The 16,346-nt window shown below is 64.5% G+C and carries 17 protein-coding genes; 5 read left to right on the top strand and 12 right to left on the bottom strand.

The window, feature by feature from the left end; all coding sequences use genetic code 11:
- The first annotated feature begins 84 nt into the window (after nucleotides 1-84).
- Nucleotides 85-969 carry an EamA family transporter gene (locus UB48_RS04105; protein ID WP_045194269.1) on the top strand — a complete coding sequence of 295 codons (885 nt, stop codon included), beginning with the start codon at nucleotides 85-87 and terminating at the stop codon, nucleotides 967-969.
- Nucleotides 970-979: 10 nt separating this feature from the next.
- On the opposite strand, the gene UB48_RS04100 is transcribed toward UB48_RS04105, so the two are convergent.
- Both UB48_RS04100 and UB48_RS04095 read right to left on the bottom strand, forming a co-directional pair.
- Nucleotides 980-1,624 carry a metalloregulator ArsR/SmtB family transcription factor gene (locus UB48_RS04100; protein WP_045194267.1) on the bottom strand — a complete coding sequence of 215 codons (645 nt, stop codon included), beginning with the start codon at nucleotides 1,622-1,624 and terminating at the stop codon, nucleotides 980-982.
- The gene (locus tag UB48_RS04095; protein ID WP_045194266.1) at nucleotides 1,621-3,051 is read right to left on the bottom strand and encodes an MFS transporter; all 1,431 of its coding nucleotides are present in this window, start codon (nucleotides 3,049-3,051) and stop codon (nucleotides 1,621-1,623) included. Before UB48_RS04095 ends, UB48_RS04100 begins: the two co-directional genes overlap by 4 nt.
- 177 nt (nucleotides 3,052-3,228) lie before the next feature.
- On the opposite strand from UB48_RS04095, the gene UB48_RS04090 reads away from it, so the two are divergent.
- The 3 genes from UB48_RS04090 to UB48_RS04080 all read left to right on the top strand — a co-directional run bounded on the left by UB48_RS04090 (nucleotide 3,229) and on the right by UB48_RS04080 (nucleotide 4,340).
- Entirely contained in the window at nucleotides 3,229-3,549 is a 321-nt protein-coding gene (locus UB48_RS04090) for a YbjQ family protein (RefSeq protein WP_045194264.1), read from the top strand.
- 164 nt (nucleotides 3,550-3,713) lie between these two features.
- Nucleotides 3,714-3,899 (top strand): hypothetical protein, encoded by a 186-nt coding sequence (locus UB48_RS04085; RefSeq protein WP_045194262.1) that lies wholly within the window; start codon nucleotides 3,714-3,716, stop codon nucleotides 3,897-3,899.
- Between the two features lie 138 nt (nucleotides 3,900-4,037).
- Entirely contained in the window at nucleotides 4,038-4,340 is a 303-nt protein-coding gene (locus UB48_RS04080) for a hypothetical protein (protein WP_045194260.1), read from the top strand.
- Here UB48_RS04080 and UB48_RS04075 read toward each other — a convergent pair.
- Nucleotides 4,331-4,753, bottom strand: coding sequence for a group II truncated hemoglobin (locus UB48_RS04075; RefSeq protein WP_045194258.1), 423 nt, complete (start codon nucleotides 4,751-4,753; stop codon nucleotides 4,331-4,333). The genes UB48_RS04080 and UB48_RS04075 overlap by 10 nt on opposite strands.
- A gap of 118 nt (nucleotides 4,754-4,871) precedes the next feature.
- Nucleotides 4,872-5,204 (bottom strand): hypothetical protein, encoded by a 333-nt coding sequence (locus tag UB48_RS04070; RefSeq protein ID WP_283817199.1) that lies wholly within the window; start codon nucleotides 5,202-5,204, stop codon nucleotides 4,872-4,874.
- Between the two features lie 362 nt (nucleotides 5,205-5,566).
- On the opposite strand from UB48_RS04070, the gene UB48_RS04065 reads away from it, so the two are divergent.
- A complete protein-coding gene (locus tag UB48_RS04065; RefSeq protein ID WP_045194254.1) occupies nucleotides 5,567-7,057 on the top strand; it encodes a DASS family sodium-coupled anion symporter in 1,491 nt (496 codons plus the stop codon).
- A 122-nt stretch (nucleotides 7,058-7,179) separates the two neighbouring features.
- Here the strand turns inward: UB48_RS04065 and UB48_RS04060 are convergent, their stop codons facing one another.
- From UB48_RS04060 to UB48_RS04025, 8 genes are all read right to left on the bottom strand, one after another.
- Nucleotides 7,180-7,725, bottom strand: a complete 546-nt coding sequence (locus UB48_RS04060; protein WP_010226800.1) for a cupin domain-containing protein — start codon at nucleotides 7,723-7,725, stop codon at nucleotides 7,180-7,182.
- Nucleotides 7,726-7,797: 72 nt separating this feature from the next.
- Nucleotides 7,798-9,003 carry an MFS transporter gene (locus UB48_RS04055; protein WP_045194250.1) on the bottom strand — a complete coding sequence of 402 codons (1,206 nt, stop codon included), beginning with the start codon at nucleotides 9,001-9,003 and terminating at the stop codon, nucleotides 7,798-7,800.
- Between the two features lie 95 nt (nucleotides 9,004-9,098).
- Nucleotides 9,099-11,600 (bottom strand): TonB-dependent siderophore receptor, encoded by a 2,502-nt coding sequence (locus UB48_RS04050; RefSeq protein WP_045194248.1) that lies wholly within the window; start codon nucleotides 11,598-11,600, stop codon nucleotides 9,099-9,101.
- 86 nt (nucleotides 11,601-11,686) lie between these two features.
- The gene (locus UB48_RS04045) at nucleotides 11,687-12,640 is read right to left on the bottom strand and encodes a FecR domain-containing protein (RefSeq protein WP_045194246.1); all 954 of its coding nucleotides are present in this window, start codon (nucleotides 12,638-12,640) and stop codon (nucleotides 11,687-11,689) included.
- Complete coding sequence (locus UB48_RS04040) at nucleotides 12,637-13,167, bottom strand: sigma-70 family RNA polymerase sigma factor (RefSeq protein ID WP_045194244.1); 531 nt, start codon at nucleotides 13,165-13,167, stop codon at nucleotides 12,637-12,639. Before UB48_RS04040 ends, UB48_RS04045 begins: the two co-directional genes overlap by 4 nt.
- An 88-nt stretch (nucleotides 13,168-13,255) precedes the next feature.
- Nucleotides 13,256-14,509 carry an OprD family porin gene (locus tag UB48_RS04035; protein WP_045194242.1) on the bottom strand — a complete coding sequence of 418 codons (1,254 nt, stop codon included), beginning with the start codon at nucleotides 14,507-14,509 and terminating at the stop codon, nucleotides 13,256-13,258.
- A 132-nt stretch (nucleotides 14,510-14,641) separates the two neighbouring features.
- Entirely contained in the window at nucleotides 14,642-15,172 is a 531-nt protein-coding gene (locus UB48_RS04030) for a cytochrome b (protein WP_045194240.1), read from the bottom strand.
- Complete coding sequence (locus tag UB48_RS04025; protein WP_045194238.1) at nucleotides 15,169-16,215, bottom strand: catalase family peroxidase; 1,047 nt, start codon at nucleotides 16,213-16,215, stop codon at nucleotides 15,169-15,171. The genes UB48_RS04030 and UB48_RS04025 overlap by 4 nt, the downstream gene beginning before the upstream one ends.
- Between the last annotated feature and the right edge of the window lie 131 nt (nucleotides 16,216-16,346).

Below are 16,346 nucleotides of genomic sequence, written 5' to 3'. Positions count from 1 at the left end.
GTCCATCCGTCGCGATGGATGCTGCGATGATTTCGTGCATAAGGTTATGCTGTTGCGAAATATTACAAAGCCGTTGAGGGAAGCATGCCGTTAAAGGATTTACTGCTGGCGCTGGTGGTGATTGTCGCCTGGGGCGTCAATTTCGTGGTGATCAAGGTCGGCCTCGATGGCTTGCCGCCGATGTTGCTGGGCGCCTTGCGCTTTGCCCTGGTGGCGTTTCCGGCGGTGCTGCTGGTCAAGCGCCCGCAGTTGCCCTGGCGCTGGCTGATTGCCTACGGCGCGACCATCTCCCTGGGCCAGTTCGCCTTTCTCTTCGAGGCCATGGGCAATGGCATGCCGCCGGGGCTGGCGTCGCTGGTGCTGCAATCCCAGGCGTTCTTCACCCTGTTTTTTGCCGCGATCTTCCTCGGCGAGCGGCTGCGCGCGGCCAGCGTACTGGGCCTGCTGGTGGCCGCCGGCGGCCTGGCCCTGATCGGCAGCGAAAACGGCGCCAGCGTGCCGTTTTTTGCCTTGCTGCTGACCCTGTGCGCCGCCGCGATGTGGGCCATGGGCAATATCATCACCCGGCGTTTCAGCAATATCGACCTGGTGGCCCTGGTGATCTGGGGCGGGTTGGTACCGCCGCTGCCGTTTCTGGCGCTGTCGTGGTGGCTGGAAGGTCCCGAGCGGATTGAAAGCTCGCTGCGCGGCATCGGCTGGAGCTCGGTGCTGGCGCTGGCCTACCTGGCGTTTATCGCCACCATGCTCGGCTACAGCCTGTGGAGCCATCTGCTGTCGCGCTACCCGGCCGGCAAGGTGGCGCCGTTTTCGTTGCTGGTGCCGGTGGTGGGCCTGAGCTCTTCGGCCTTGCTGCTGGACGAGCGCCTGACCCCGCTGCAAGGCTGGGGCGCGCTGCTGGTGATGGCCGGGCTGTTGATCAACGTCTTCGGCCCGCGCCTGCGCCAGTTGTTGCTGGCGCGAATGGCCTAGCAGTGGGCGATTACGCCGGCATAACCCGGTAAACACAGCGCCGATCACCGCTCAGCAGGTGTTCGCAGCGCTCTACCTGCGCCTGCTCACCGAGCGCGGCCTGGAACACCTGCAGCTCCGAGCGGCAAAACCCCTGGCAGCGGCTGGCGGCCACGCAGATCGGGCAGTGGTTTTCGATGATCAGCCAGCCGTCGCCGCAGGCCTGCATCTGGGCCATGTAGCCGGCCCGCTCACGCAGTTGCACCAGCACCCGCACTTTGTCTTCCAGCCCCTGGGCCTGGTTGCAGGCCTGCTGGTATTCGGCGCGGCTGCTGGCTTCCATGCGGCTGATGAGCTGGTCGACCCCCTCGGGGCCGAACACCTGTTCGACGCTGTCGATCAGTTGCAGGGTCAGCACACTGTGGGTGTCGGGAAAGCGCCGCTGGGCGGCGTCGGTCAACATCCACTTTTGCGAAGGCCGCCCGGCGCCAGTGCTAGGGACACTGATGCCATTGATTTGCCCGGCGGCCTGCAGCTTCTGCAGGTGCTGGCGCGTGGCCTCGAAGCTGATCTGCAGCAGGCTGGCCAGGTCGGTGGTTTTCAACGCGCCGCGGGTCTTGAGCAAGAACAGGATGCGCTCGGCGCTTGAGGCGCTATCGAGGTTGCTGAGGCTCATCGGGCCATGACCTTGGGTGCAGTGCCAGTCAGGCGCCAGACCAGTAGCCAGGTCAGCAGTGGCGCGATGGCAAACACCGCGAACAGCCAGGTCGCGGCCTGTTGCGCGCCAGCGACGCCGCCCGGCTCGACCAGCCCGGCACTGTTGCTGACCACCCCGGCCAGGGCTGCCGCCAGCGCCGTGGCGTAGAGCTGCACGGTGGTAATCGATGCCGAGGTCAGGTTTTCTTCACCGGGTGGCGCGGCGCTGAGCACCTTGGTCAGCAGGTGCGGCCAGCCAAGGCCGATTCCCAGGCCCACGCCGGCCAGCGCCAGGCAATACACGGCCAGGCCGCCAGTGCTGCCCAGCCAGGCCTGCTGGCCGGTCATCAACGCCAGCCCCAGCAGGGCCGCAAGGACAATGCCCGGGCCGACGCGGATCATGCGCTCGGCAGCCTCACCGGTGCGGCTGGCGCTGCACAGCGCGGCCAGGGTCCAGCCCGCCGCCATGGCCGCGGTCATGTAGCCGGCGGCCAGCGGGCTGAGGCCGTGAATGGCCTGGAGGAAGTAGGGGACGAAAATTTCCGTGGTCACTGCCGCAATCAACAGGCACATCACCGCATACAACTTGCCCAGTGAGGTGCCCAGGGAATAAGCGCCAGAAGGCAGCAAGCGGCGCTCGGGCTGGTGGTCGAGGCGGGCGATGAGCACTGCGATGGTCAGGCCCGCGCCAATCCCGAGCAGGTTCCACAGCAGTTGCTGGGCCAGGCTGGCGGCAGAAATCGCCAGCACCGAGGCGACCAGGCAAGCAATCAGGCCATAGGGTGGGCGAGTGGCCCTGGTGCTGGCAGCCACCTTGCCGTGCAACTGGTTGATGACGATCAGCGCCAGCAGCGCCGCCACCGGCAACAGTGACCAGAACGCCCAGCGCCAGTGGCCGCCCTGGGCAAAGATACCGCCAACCGCCGGCCCGCACAGGGTGGCCACGCCCCACATGCCCGAGACCATGGCCATGGCCCGGGGCCACAGGCGCTCATCGAAGATCAAGCGGATCAGGGCATAGCTCAGGGCGAACAGGATACCGCCGCCCAGGCCCTGGACGCTGCGACCGATCAACAGCACCGGCATGCTCGGCGCGGCGGCGCAGATCACCGAGCCCAGGCTGAACACCGCCAGGGCCAGGAGAAAGGCCGCCCGCGCGCCCAGGCGCTCGATCAATTGCGCCGAGAGGGTCGAGCCGATGATCGAGGTGGCGACAAACAGCGTGGTGCTCCAGGCATAAAAGGCCAGGCCGCCGATATCCGCGATTACCGTGGGCAGGATGGTGGTGACGATATAGACATTGATTGCATGCAGGGCGACCCCGCCGGCCAGGGCAATCGAGCGCAGGGCGTTGCGCCCGTGGAGCAGTTCGGCCCATGACGCGGGCTGAGGGTGGGCGGTGTTCATCGGCGACTCCTTCGCAAGTAAGGCGGCAATGGAAGGGGAGTCTAGGTGGCTGGCATGTATTACACAACCTATTGCTTGTATAAATGGCCACGCAGCAGCCGGCGGTTTTGTTACCATCGCGCTTTTTCCGCCCGCTCAACTGCGGGCGGCTGACAGGCAAGGCCGAAGGAGAGCAGCATGATCATTACCACCACAGGGACCATCGAAGGCCGGGAAATTTCCGCCTATCTGGATGTGGTCAGCGCCGAGTCGGTTCAGGGTATCAACGTGGTTCGCGATATGTTCGCCAGTTTCCGCGACTTTTTCGGTGGCCGTTCGCAAACCCTGGAAAGTGCGTTGAAAGAAGCGCGCATCCAGGCCACCGACGAAATCCGCGCCCGCGCGCGCAGCCTGCAGGCCGATGCGGTGGTCGGCCTGGACTATGAAATCAGCATGCCCTCGGCCCGTGGCGGCATGGTCGTGGTGTTCGTGACCGGTACCGCGGTGAAGCTCAGGTAAACGCCAGGGGTGCGACAAAACAGCCCGGCCATTGGTCGGGCTTTTTTGTTCTTGCCCGTGCGGTCCACAAATGACCGGCTAGTCTCAGAGTCACCAGGGTCAGTACTTTTCTGGGCAATCATCTGCTTGCCGGTACTGGTCCGCCATCGGAGGGAGACTGGGGCATGATTGAATCCTACATTGAGGACCAGGGCGACGAATTTCCCATCAACAGTGTGGTGCGCTGTGGCCAGAGTGGTTATCGCCTGGGCTTTGCCAACATGACGCTGGATGATGCGCAGGTGCGCCTGAACGCGCTACAGCGCAGCAAGAAGGGCAAGTTCACCCCGCGCTTGCCAGCGAAGAAGTAAACGAATCGACCACCACCCCGCCCAACGGCGGGGTTTTTTTTGCATTGTTTGACCTTGCGCAAAGGTTGCGCGGCTGGCGCTCGCCTGATGCCGGGTTGTGTGCCTTACTAATGCCGCCATCAATACAGGAGCCATTCGATGCGTATCAGGGAAGAGACCTACTGGAACTGGGCTGACGCACAACTGCACAGCCGCAGCCATGACGAACAGCTCAGCGACGGCACCAGTATCGACGTTCAGGTGAGGCTGTCGCGCACCGGCGCCACTCAGTTGTTCCTCGGCATCTATACACGCCAGGGCAAGGCGCTGGTCGAGGAGTACCACGACAATCGCCCCGGCGAGACCATGACCCGCGCCATGGTCTGGGGCGTTGACCGCGCCAGGGCGCTGGCCACCGGTGCCTTGCCGCTGGAGAAGGCGCCGCTGCGCCGTCAGGCCTGAGGGTGACGGGCGCGGCTGGCCTGGACGATGCGTTCGGCCGGCACGCGCAGTTGGCGCAACAGGTACTCGGCAAATTCTGCAGAATACCCCTGTAGGGTAATCGCCTGTTGCATACAGCCCAACCAGATAGCGCTGTGGCTTTCATTGATCGGCCATTGGGCATGGAAGGCCGGGATGGCGATCGGGCCATAGCGCTCACTGAACAGCCGCGGGCCGCCGAGCCAGCCACTGAGAAAACACGCCAGCTTGTCGCGCGAAGCTTCCAGGCTTTGCGGGTGCATCTGGCGCACGGTCCGTGCCTCGGGGTTTTCATCCATCAAGCGGTAGAAGTCATCGACCAGGCGGCGCAGGCCGTCGATGCCTCCGGCGGCCTGGTAGGATGCATCGTCGGTTCCGAAAGTGGGGTGGGTCATAAGCGGGTTCTTGGCGCAAAGAGGGACATTCTAGCCCTGTACCGCCATAAATAAAAAAGCCCAATCCGCGTGGATTGGGCTCAAGCGTGGCTGGGGCAGTGCCGCACCCCAGCGACCCTTAGCAGAGACGGTCGATCACCGCGACGCCAGGCTTGTTCTGCAGCGCAGCCCACTCGCTTTGCAGGGTCTGCAGAACCCGACCGACATACTGGGTGTCGGCGGCGGCCTTTTTGCCAACGTAGCCCTGGCCGCGACGGTACATCTTCAGGCGGGCACGCATGTTCGGCTTGCGTTCTTCGAACTCGGCTTCGTCGCTCATGGTTTCCAGGCTGTCCAGGTGAACTTCACCGGTTTTGCAGACCCAGAGGATGTGGCTGTCGAGAGTGTCCTTGCGCGCGGCGAACAGCCGGGCCAGTTCTTCAACAGTCGGTTGATTGTTCAGATTCATCATAAAGCCCCCTTGACCATTCGTTGTTTGTTCGCACTTGGCGCATAACATGTAGCGTTAAATGAAAGCTGCTACAGCAGCGTCACAACTGGGGGCTTCTACACGCTGCCTTTTGGGCAGTACCCATCCGCACACAGCTCATGGATCTGTCGAGCTGCCTGGAACACCCTTGCCAGTACCCCCGATCGGGGAGACGACCTCATCATGCAAGGGGCGACGAACGGCGTCAACAGGTTTTGTAGTGTTTTTTTCAAGGCACTACATCTTGTCGGACAATGCCTCGAATTCGGGGCATTGATGCGTATCAGTCTGCGCAAAAGCGATCTGCGCGATCATGGCCGCACATGTTCTAAAGGGAGTTACCGATGAATTCGCCGGCCAATGTGCCTGTCTCACAAACCGCCAGAGCCCGCGTGCCGATTGGCCTGCTGGTCGGTATCGCAGCACTGGTCGGGGTGCTGTTGCTGCCGATGCCCGCCGACCTGCCAGTGGCCGGCCACCGGGTGCTGGCGATTCTGGCTTTTGCCGTGGTGGTGTGGATCAGCGAAGCGGTGTCGTACGAAGCCAGCGCGATCATGATCACCTCGCTGATGGCCTTTTTGCTCGGCACGGCGCCGACGGTGGCCGACCCTTCGGTGATCTACGGCTCCTCGGCCGCCATCACCCTGGCCCTGACCGGTTTTTCCAACAGTGCCCTGGCCCTGGTGGTCGGCGCCTTGTTCATCGCCGCGGCCATGACCCACACCGGGCTGGACCGGCGTATCGCCCTGGTGACCTTGTCGAGCATCGGCGTCAGCACTCGGCGCATCCTTCTGGGGGCGGTGGCCGTCACCGTGCTGCTCAGCCTGGTGGTGCCCAGCGCCACCGCGCGCAGTGCCTGCGTGGTGCCGATCATGATGGGGGTGATCGCCGCCTTTGGTGTCGACAAGCGCTCGAACATCGCTGCCGGGATCATGATCATCGTCGCTCAGGGCACCAGCATCTGGAATATCGGCATCCAGACTGCCGCGGCGCAGAACCTGCTGACCGTCGGCTTCATGGACAAGATGCTCGGTGCGCGGGTGTCGTGGATCGACTGGCTGATCGCTGGCGCGCCGTGGGCAGTGATCATGTCGGTGGTGCTGATCGTCCTGGTGCTGAAAATGCTGCCGCCCGAAAGCGATGCGATTCCGGGTGGCAAGGCGGCAGTAAGCAAGACCCTGGCCGAGCTCGGACCGATGACCGGCGCGCAGAAACGTCTGTTGGGCGTGTCGCTGTTGCTGCTGCTGGCCTGGGCCACCGAGGGCAAGCTGCATCACTTTGACACCACTTCGACCACCTATGCCGGGCTGGTGATCCTGCTGCTGCCACGGGTAGGGGTGATGACCTGGAAAGATGTGCAGGCGCGCATTCCCTGGGGCACGGTGATTGTCTTCGGGGTGGGCATCAGCCTGGGTACTACCTTGCTCACCACCCAGGCCGGGCAATGGCTGGGCGCGCAAGTGGTGGCCCATACCGGGCTGGATCAATTGGGTACCCTGGGGGTGTTCTCGATCCTTGCGGCCTTTTTGATTCTGATTCACCTGGGCTTTGCCAGCGCCACCGCCCTGACCTCGGCGCTGCTGCCGATTTTGATTGCGGTGTTGCAGACCTTGCCGGGGGACTTCAGCCGCCTGGGCATGACCATGGCCCTGGGCTTTGTGGTCAGCTACGGCTTTATCTTGCCGATCAACGCGCCGCAGAACATGGTCTGCCTGGGCACCGAGACTTTCACCGCCAAACAGTTCGCCCGGGTGGGGATCCTGGTGACCTTGATCGGCTATGGGCTGATGCTGGTGTTTGCCGCGACCTGGTGGCAGTGGCTGGGCTGGATGTAAAGGGCCAAGATTGCGACCGCTTCGCGCTCGATCGCTGGCAAGCCAGCTCCCACAGTTCCGGTGTACACAAATCTACTGTGGGAGCCGGCTTGCCGGCGATGGGTTGGCAGCAGCCCCCGAATCTAGAAATTCGCCGGGGTGTTGGCGCTGATGATCTCGGCCTCATCCTGGCCGATATTCTTGAAGCTGTGGGGCAGGGTGGTGGGGAAGTAGTAGCCGTCACCGGAGTTGAGGATGCTGACCTGGCCATCGACCCGCAATTCGATGGTGCCACGGGTCACCAGGCCGCACTCTTCGCCCTCGGCGTGCACGATCGGCTCGCCGGAGTCGGCGCCCGGCGCGTACAGCTCGCGCAACATGCGCATTTGCCGGCCTTCGACACTGGCCCCGACCAGCAGCATGCGCAGGCCGCTGTTGCCCAGGTCGGGCTGTTCGGTCGAGCGGAACACAAAGCGTTCTTCGCGGATCGGCTCGTCGAAACTGAAGAACTCCGCCAACGACATCGGAATGCCTTCAAGCAGCTTTTTCAGGGAACTGACCGAAGGGCTGACGCGATTCTGCTCGATCTGCGAGATCGTCGAGTTGGTCAGGCCACTGCGCCGAGCCAGCTCCCGTTGGGAGAGTTTGTTGCGTTCACGCACCAGTTTGAGTCGTGTCCCCGTGTCCATAGCCGCCTTATGTGTCAAAAATTTTGGGCGAGGCATTAAAACACATTCGAACCGGCTTTAGCGGCCCACCTGTTAGGCGGGCTTTTTCGGCTGCGGCCACAGCCCGACCAACAACAGCAGCGCCGCGACAATCAGGTACGGCAGGCGCGGATCGACGGCGTAGATCAGGGTCCCGGCCAGCGGCCCGATGACCACTCCCAGGCCCTGCACGGCGCCGATGGAACCGGCCGTGGCGCCTTGCTCGGAGGCGTCCATGGCGTTGGCCGCCAGCGCCGAAAACGCCGGGAACACCCAGCCCATGCCGCAGGCCGAGAAAAAGAAGCACGCCCACAGGCCCACGGCGCTGGTGGCCAGGGCGCTGGCGGCAAAGCCTGCGGCGGCGATGCTGGCGCCGACGCGGATCATCCGCAGCGGTGGCCATTCGAGCTTGCGCACCAGGATCTGCGCCAGAATCAACGCCACGCCGACCATGGTCAGGGCGACGCCAGCGGTTTGCGCAGCATCGGCCGGGGCCATGCCCAGGCGGTCGAGGGCGAAGAAACCGACGGTGATCTGCGCCACCGACACGCTGAGCATCGCCACGAAGGCCACCAGCAGTGGCCGGCGCAGGCGCGGGTCGGCCAGGCGCACCGGGCGTGGCGGCTGTTTGAGGTGCAGTTCCTGGCGCTTGAGCTTGAGCAGCAGCACAAACGCCAGCATCGGCAGCACCGCCATTACATAGAACGGCAGGCTCAGGCTGAAGCGCGCCAGCACCGCCGCCAGGGCCGGGCCGATGACCAGGCCGAAAGCGTTGGCCGCCCCCAGCGAAGCCATGGCCCGGGCGCGGTGCCGGGGTTCGATATTGTCGGCGATCAGCGCCGCGCCACCGACCGGCAACGCCGCGTAAAAGGCGCCGATCAGGCCGCGGCCCAGCACCAGCCCGGCAAAGGCCAGGGCGGCGCTGGGCAGCAGGTGCAAGGCGGTATCGATGAACAGGCACAACGCCCAGTAGGCGACGGTGAAACCCGCGGTGCCGAGCAGCAACACCTTGCGCCGCCCCAGGCGATCACTGGCACGGCCCCAGGGGCGGGCCAGGAGCATCCAGATCACCCCGGCAACCGTTACCGCCGCGCCGGCTTGCCAGGTGGCCAGGCCGAGAGTGCGGGCAATCGGGCCGATCAACGAGACGAACGCCATCATCGCCATGGTGCAGGCCATGTTCGCCGCCAGCAGCGGGCGCAGGTCAAAGGGGGAGCGCTCGCTATGGTCGAGCACGGCAGGGTCCGTTGCGGTGGTCATGGGCTATCCGGGGCAGGTGAGGGGCAAAGCGGTCGACGACCGGCAAAAGATGATAACGATTATCATCGGTTGGCGTCGACCGCAAATTGCCGGCCTCAGAAATCGCCCTTCAGGGTCACCATGAAGTTGCGCGGCTCACCGTAGAAGTTGCCCCAGGCCAGGGCGCCGACGCTGGAGTAGTAGTGCTTGTCGAACAGGTTGTTGCCGTTGACGGCAATGCTCCAGTTGTCGTCCAGTTTGTAACCCACGCGCGCGTTCCAGATCGCATAGCCGGGCTGTTCGGTTTTCGCCGCGCGGTCCTGGTAGTGGTTGTCGCTTTGCGCATTGACCCCGCCGCCCAGGCTCCAGCGTTGCAGCGGGCCGTCCAGTTGGTAGTCGGCCCAGACCCGCAGCAAATGGCGTGGCACGTAGCTGGCGGTGAAGGTGGCGTCCTGGCTGGTGCTGTTGGTCTTGAGGTACTCAAGCTCGGTGTAGGTGTAGCCGGCCAGTACCTGCAGGCGCTCGGCCAGCTCGCCGCTGAGTTCGGCTTCGAAGCCCTGGGCGCGGACCTTGCCCTTGTCGCTGTAGCAGTAACCGTCGGAGGAACCGGCGCACACCGAGTCGTAATCGGCTTCGGCGCGGTGCGCCTCGATGGTGCGGAACAGGTTGAACGCCGCGTTCAGGCCGCCATCGAGCCATTCGCCCTTGATCCCCAGCTCGTAGTTGGCGCCGGTCTTGGGCTGCAGCGGGCTGCCCTGGGCATCGGTGTAAGTGCCTTGGGGCTGGAAGATGTCGGCGTAGCTGCCGTACACCGACCAGGTCTCGTCCAGATCGTAGATCAGTGCGGCGAACGGTGTGACCTGGCCGTTTTCCTGGCTGCGGTCGTGCTGCCAGTAGTCCCAGGCCTGGGTGTAGGAGTCGCGCTGGCTGCGGTACCAACTGACCCGGCTGCCGAGCACCAGGGTCAGGGGTTCGGCCAGTTTCAGGCGCAAGGTTGCATAGGTGCCGATCTGCCGGGTGTCGCTTTCCACCGGCAGCGGGCCGCCACGGTAGGAGGCCGTCTGGTACAGGCTGTCTGGCGGCTTGGGAATGTCGCGGTCGGGGGCGAAGGGGTTCATGGTCACGCCCATCAGCTGGGTCATGTTGATCAGCGCATAGCTGTCGCTGCCCTTGGCGCGGCTGGCGTTGGCGCCGACGATCAGCTCTTGCTCAAGGCCCCAGGCGGTGAATTTGCCGTCCAGGTAGGCGTCCATGCCGTAGTCGTGCTGGTCGTAGTCGAACACGCCGGAGTACAGCTGGCTGTTGGCCGAACTGCTGCCGACCGGCACGCTGCCCAGGGTCATGGCGTACTGCATGTCCTGGGTGTTGTGGCTGTGCATGGCGGCGACTTTCAGCAGCCACTGGTCATTGAAGTGGTGGGTAAGGTCGGCGAACAGGTTGACCCGCCGGCTTTCCCAGCTGTTCCAGGTCGCGCCCAGGCAGGTGGAACGCGACAGTTTCAGGTCCGAACCATCGCTGTAGCGTGGCAGGCCCTGCCAGCAGGGGGTGGCATTGAGCTTCTCGTAGGCGGCGCCGATGCCCAGGGTGGTGGCGTCGTTGAAGTCGTAATCGAGGGCGCCGTAAACCACCTGGTCGTCGCGCTTGCCCATGTCGTAGAAGTACTGGCGGTCCTGGCCGGCGACCACCAGGCGGCCGCGCAGGCTGCCGGATTCGTTCAGCGGGCCGCCGGTGTCGAGCTGGGCGCGGTAGTTGTCCCAGGAGCCGGCTGAAAGGCTGACACTGGTGGCGGCCTTTTCCTGCCCGCGTTTGCGAATGAAGTTGACCCCGCCGGCGGAACTGCCCGAGCCCTTGAGCATGCCAGCGGCGCCGCGCAGCACTTCGACGCGGTCGTAGTAAGCCATGTCGCTGGCGAAGCTGTTGGCCTGTACATAGTTGCCACCCAGGTCCAGCGGCACACCGTCGTACTGGTACTGGCCGGCGAGCATGAAACCGCGCGAGTAGAAGTATTTACCGCCCATGGGCGAATCGTGCACGGTGATCCCCGGGGTTTTCTCCATCACCTGTTCGAGGGTGGTGAGGTTCTGCTCATCCATCATCTTGCGGGTGATGACCGTCACCGATTGCGGCGTTTCGCGCAGCGAATGCTCGCCCTTGGCGAAACTGACCTGGCGCGCGGTGAAGCTGTCGGTGGTTTCCATCGGCGCCTGCAAGGTGCTGGCGCCAATGGTGGTTGCACCCAGCTCCAGCGCACCGTTGCTGGCCGGCAGCGGGCGCAGTGAGTAGCTGCCATCGGCCTGGCGATAAGCCTGCAGGCCGCTGCCGGTGAGGATCCGGCTCAAGCCTTCGAGCACCCCGAAGCGGCCCTGCAGGCCCGGGCTGTGCAGGCTGGCAGTCAACTGCGCGTCATACGACAGGTTGACCCCGGCGGCTGCGGCAAAGCTGCCCAGCACCCGGCTCAGGGAACCTGCTTCGATGGCAAAGACCTGGCCGCTGCTGGCGCTGTCGGTCTCTACCGCCTGGGCAACAGTGACGGGCAGCAGGGGCAGGGCCAGGGCGGCAGCCAGCAGATGGCGGCCAATCAACTGGGGAAGGGGGGCACGGGGGAAGCGGGGTTGCATGGAAATCCTCTTCGTTCGCAAATGAGATTATTTCCTACAGAGGCGGACGAACGAAAAAAAACAGGCACCCCCCTGGCTGAAAAAATTCAACTCAGGTCGACACTGACCCAGAAGCGGTTGTAACGACGCACCTTGAGCTTGAACGAGGTGGCCAGGGCCGACAGCGCCGCATCGCTGTCGGTGAGCGAGAACGTCCCGGAAACCCGTAGCCCTTCAAGCTCGCTGGAGTAGGACAACAGCCCAGGGCGGTAGCGGCCTAGTTCGTCGAGCAACTCGCCCAGGCGCCAGTCCTCGACGATCAGGTGCCCACCGGTCCAGGCCGCTTCGCTGCTGGCGACGGCCTGCGCGGCCTGCACCGCATGGCTGTCGAACTGGCAGCGCTGGCCGGCCTCGAGGCGTCGTGCCGGGGCCTGGCGCGGGTTGATGCGCACCGCATGCTCGAACACTTCGACCCGGCTGGCGGCCTCGCGCTGATCAACGCTGAAGCGCGTGCCCAGGGCTTCGACCAGGCCCTCGGCGGTTTCCACCCGTAACGGGCGCTGGCGGCCGTCTTTGCCGCTAGTAAGAAAAATCCGCCCGTGGCGCAGGCGAATCAGGCGTTGCTGATCGTCGAAGCGGATGTCCACGGCGCTGGCGGTGTCGAGCACCAATTGGCTGCCATCGGCGAGGCGCAGGTGACGGATTTCGCCGGTGGCGCTGTGCTCATCCGCCAGCCACTGCTGCGCCGGCTGGCTGCGGTAGCTGGCCCAGCCACCAAGGCCAAGGCCGCTGGCCAGCAGCAGGCCTTTGAGCACACTGCGCCGGGGCAGGCCCTGGGCTTCGCTGCGTTGCAAGGTGTCGAAGGCCAGCGCCCCCGGCACACTGGCCAGGCGCCCCTGCAACTGCTCGACCCGTGCCCAGGCCCAGCGATGCTCGGCGGCGCTGGCCAGCCACACCTGCCAGGCCTGCTGCAGTTCGGCCGGGGCATCGCCGGCGGCCAGTTGCACATGCCAGCGGGCGGCGGCTTTGAGGGCCTGGCGTTGGCGTTCGCGGTCAGTCATGGCTGGGCATCGAAGGCGAGCAGCAGGCAGCGCTCGGTGGTCTTGATCAGGTATTTTTTCACCGTGGTCAGCGACACGCCCAAGGCAGCGGCGATTTCCACGTAGGTCATGCCCAGCCAATTGGCCATCAGAAACGCCTTGCGCGCCTTGGCGCCACAGCCGGCCAGCAGTTGGTCGATTTCCCGCAGGGTTTCCAGAATCAACACCTGCTCTTCGGTGGAGATCTGCTCGGCTTCCGGCTGCGCGGCCAGGGCTTCGAGGTAGGCGCGTTCCAGTTGCTGACGGCGGAAATGATCGATCATCACCCGCCGCGCCACAGTTACCAGGTAATTGCGCGGCTCACGCAGCAGGCGCACCAGTTCCAGCGCCTCGGACGAGGCGAGGATGCGCACGAAGGTGTCCTGCATCAGGTCGGCGGCGCGCTGCGGGCAGCTCAGGCGCCGGCGCAACCAGTGTTGCAGCCACACGTGATGGTGCTGGTAGAGCTGGCCGAGCTCGGCATTGGGCGGTGACGGCGGTGCGCTCATCCTGGCTGCATCCCGAAAAAATGATGCAGATGATAAGCATTCCCAAAAAACTAATAAAGGGTTGTTTTCACACTGCCGCCGCCCGTGTTTACCAGAGGGCCAGGGTATAGCCGACGATCAGGCGGTTCTCGTCGATATCGGTGGTTAAGCCGCCACTGGAGCGGAAGGTGGCATTGCGCAGGCGCACACTGACATTCTTCAGCGGCCCGCTTTGCACCACGTAGGCAATGTCGGTATCGCGCTCCCATTCCTTGCCGCCGCTGACACTGGCGGTCTCGATATGGCTGCCGTTGACGTAGCGGGTCATGAAGCTCAGGCCCGGCAGGCCGAGGGCGGCGAAGTTGTAGTCGTAGCGCGCTTGCCAGGCATCGGTCTCGGCCTTGGTGAAGACGTTGACGGTGACCAGGTTGACCGAATAAGGGTCCAGGCCCGGGTAGGCAAAATCGCCGTCGCCAGAAAGATTCTGGTAACCGAGGCCGAACTTGTGCGCGCCCACGCCCAGGGTAAGCATGCCGTTGAAGAAGCGGTTGTCGATCTTGCCACCATCGACCCGTGAGGTTGCGCGCAGGTCGTGGCTACCCTGTTCGCGGGTGTCGAAGTAGCGCAGGTCGCTGCGCAGGTTGATGCCTTCGGCCAGGGGCAGGTCGTGGACCAGTCCGGCGTAGTGCTGGCGGTAGATGTCCTGCATTTGTGCGTAGTAGTAACTGACGGCCAGGCGCGGGTTGATCGCGTAGGTGCCGCCGGCCAGGTCCAGGTGGTTGCTTTCGACCCCGGCATAGCTCATCTCGTCGTTGCTTGAGGAGTCGCGCAGGTTCTGCTTTTCCAGGCGACCGAGGTTCAAGGTCAGGCCGTCGATGTCTTGCGAGGTCAGCAGGCCGCCGCTGTAGGTCGAGGGCAGCAGGCGTACGTCGTTGATCGCCGCCACCGGCAGCATCGGTTGCAGGGTGCCGAGCTTGAGGGTGGTCTTGCTGACGCGCAGCTTGGCGGTCAGGCCCAGCTCGCTGTAGTCGTCGACCGGCTCCTGGCTGGCGCCAAAGGGCAGCAGGCCGGTGCCACGGCGGTCGCGGCTGGAGTCGAGCTTGACCCCCAGCTCACCCAGGGCATCGAGGCCGAAGCCTACGGTGCCTTCGGTAAAACCCGACTCCATTTTCAGGATAAAACCCTGGGCCCACTCCCGCGCCTGGCTCTGCGGCGCACCGCTCTGGCGAAAGTCGCGGCTGAAATAGAAGTTGCGCGTCTCAAGGCTGGCCTTGCTGTCCTTGATGAACTCGGCCTGGGCCAGGTAGGGGGTGAATGCGGCGCACAGGCCGGCACTCACCGTCAGCGAACGGGGCAGAAGCATTAGGGCTACCTTTGTTGTTGTTGTGTGTGGCGGGTGCCAGGTGTCTCTGTCTATATTGTTAACATATTATCTTTATTTTTGAATAGACCTCTTTAGGGTGGAAATGGCCAGGAATGAAAAATAATTAATATATTAATCCTTGGGTAGCGGCCCCGGCCACATGCTGCGCAGCACGCCATCACGGCGGATCAGCCCGTGCACCAGCGCTGCGCCCAGGTGCACCAGCACGGTGGCAAACAGCACATAGGCCAGCCAAGCGTGGGCCTGGCGCAGCAGGGCATACAGCTGCAGGTCGTGGGGCAGCAGCGCCGGCAGTTGCAACGGCAGCGGGTAGCCACCGGCAGACTGCATGCCCCAGCCCAGCAGCGGCATCGCCAGCATCAACCCGTACAACAACAGGTGCGAAGCCTTGGCCGCCCAGCGCTGCGGTGCTGGCACGTCGGCGGGCAGCGGCGGGTGCGGCAGGCTCAGGCGCAGGCCGATGCGCACAATCACCAGCAGCAACAGCGCAAGGCCAATGGCCTTGTGCAGGCTGATCAACCAGGTATGGCGCGGCGACAGGTCGCTGACCATGCTCACGCCCACAAACAGCATGGCCAGGATCAGCACGGCCATCAGCCAGTGCACGGCGCGGGCCAGGGGGTGGAAGGCAACAGGTTTCATGGGCGGGCTCCCAGCTGCGCGGCTTCACGGGCGCGACGGTTGAAGGATTCCGAGTAGGCCGCCGAGCGGGCTGCGAGGATCGGGTCTGCGGACGGCCGGATGCCGCTCGGCAGAATCAGCGGGTCGAAGTTCAGGTCGCGACAGGCGCCTTGCTCCGCGGCATCGACCTGGTCGATCACCAGGGTGCCGGCGTTCACCGTGGGCCGTTGCGCGGGCCAGGGCTGGCTGGGGTCATCGACGGCATCGCCGGCTTCGGCCAGGGTCAGTTGCAAGGTCCAGCGCAGCGGGCCCTGGCCCAGGCGCTGGCGCAGGTCGTGTTGCAGGTAGTCGCGATCATCGACCTGGGCCGGCAATGCGGCGAACGGCGTTTGCGGCAGCAGGCTCCAACGCACGTAGCGGGCCTTGCCAGCGGCGTCGATCAGGGCAAAGGCATTGATGCTGTTGTAGCTTGAGTTGGCGAAACTGTCCGAAGCTTGGTAGTCCTTGGCCCATTGGCGAAAGGCGGCGCTTTCCGGATGGGCGGCGAAAAACGCCTGCAGGCGCGCTGGGTCCGGTTTGCCGGTGGCCGGGTCCGGGGTTATGGCCAGTACCTGCTGGTAGAAGGCTTCGGGCGTGCCTACCGCCAACACCGGCGGGGTATTCATGCCGGTTCGCCACAGTTGGCCATCGTCGCTGCTCAGTTGCAACGCCAGGCTACGGGTCGGCACGCTGGCATCGGCGCTGTGGGGGTTGGCGCCGCCGATGGCGAAGCGGCCGATCACCGGCACCCGGGCCTGGCTGAATGCCCGCGCGGTGGACAGCTTGGCCGCCGCGCCGCTGCTCTGGAAGTAGCCGCTGACGCACAGGCCCTTGGCGTGATTCTTACGGTAGCCGGGATAGTGCCCGGCCTGGTCTTCGAAGGTGTCGATAAAGCGCTTGGGGCTCAGGCGTTCGGCGCCGATCCAGCCTGCGGTGTAGGCAAAGCCAGCGGCCAGGGCCGCCAGCCCGAGGCCAATGGCAGCCAGGCGCAGAGCGCGGGGGCGGCCGTGTAACGGAGTGCTCATGGCGGTGATCCGGGTCAGTGAATGAGCCGGTACGACGCCGGTCGCAGAAATTTATTCCAACGCCCGGGAATAATTCTTCACCGCCAGCGTCTGCCTCGTACACTGATCGCCTACAGGCCAAGACTGCGGCA

This window comes from Pseudomonas sp. 2(2015) (genome assembly GCF_000955865.1).
Lineage (GTDB): Bacteria > Pseudomonadota > Gammaproteobacteria > Pseudomonadales > Pseudomonadaceae > Aquipseudomonas.
This window is presented reverse-complemented; position numbering and strand designations above follow the sequence as displayed.

Coding starts and splice junctions, on each gene's coding strand:
- UB48_RS04105 (WP_045194269.1), top strand. CDS start 85: ATGCCGTTAAAGGATTTACTGCTGGCGCTGGTGGTGATTGTCGCCTGG.
- UB48_RS04100 (WP_045194267.1), bottom strand. CDS start 1,624: ATGAGCCTCAGCAACCTCGATAGCGCCTCAAGCGCCGAGCGCATCCTG.
- UB48_RS04095 (WP_045194266.1), bottom strand. CDS start 3,051: ATGAACACCGCCCACCCTCAGCCCGCGTCATGGGCCGAACTGCTCCAC.
- UB48_RS04090 (WP_045194264.1), top strand. CDS start 3,229: ATGATCATTACCACCACAGGGACCATCGAAGGCCGGGAAATTTCCGCC.
- UB48_RS04085 (WP_045194262.1), top strand. CDS start 3,714: ATGATTGAATCCTACATTGAGGACCAGGGCGACGAATTTCCCATCAAC.
- UB48_RS04080 (WP_045194260.1), top strand. CDS start 4,038: ATGCGTATCAGGGAAGAGACCTACTGGAACTGGGCTGACGCACAACTG.
- UB48_RS04075 (WP_045194258.1), bottom strand. CDS start 4,753: ATGACCCACCCCACTTTCGGAACCGACGATGCATCCTACCAGGCCGCC.
- UB48_RS04070 (WP_283817199.1), bottom strand. CDS start 5,204: ATGATGAATCTGAACAATCAACCGACTGTTGAAGAACTGGCCCGGCTG.
- UB48_RS04065 (WP_045194254.1), top strand. CDS start 5,567: ATGAATTCGCCGGCCAATGTGCCTGTCTCACAAACCGCCAGAGCCCGC.
- UB48_RS04060 (WP_010226800.1), bottom strand. CDS start 7,725: ATGGACACGGGGACACGACTCAAACTGGTGCGTGAACGCAACAAACTC.
- UB48_RS04055 (WP_045194250.1), bottom strand. CDS start 9,003: ATGACCACCGCAACGGACCCTGCCGTGCTCGACCATAGCGAGCGCTCC.
- UB48_RS04050 (WP_045194248.1), bottom strand. CDS start 11,600: ATGCAACCCCGCTTCCCCCGTGCCCCCCTTCCCCAGTTGATTGGCCGC.
- UB48_RS04045 (WP_045194246.1), bottom strand. CDS start 12,640: ATGACTGACCGCGAACGCCAACGCCAGGCCCTCAAAGCCGCCGCCCGC.
- UB48_RS04040 (WP_045194244.1), bottom strand. CDS start 13,167: ATGAGCGCACCGCCGTCACCGCCCAATGCCGAGCTCGGCCAGCTCTAC.
- UB48_RS04035 (WP_045194242.1), bottom strand. CDS start 14,509: ATGCTTCTGCCCCGTTCGCTGACGGTGAGTGCCGGCCTGTGCGCCGCA.
- UB48_RS04030 (WP_045194240.1), bottom strand. CDS start 15,172: ATGAAACCTGTTGCCTTCCACCCCCTGGCCCGCGCCGTGCACTGGCTG.
- UB48_RS04025 (WP_045194238.1), bottom strand. CDS start 16,215: ATGAGCACTCCGTTACACGGCCGCCCCCGCGCTCTGCGCCTGGCTGCC.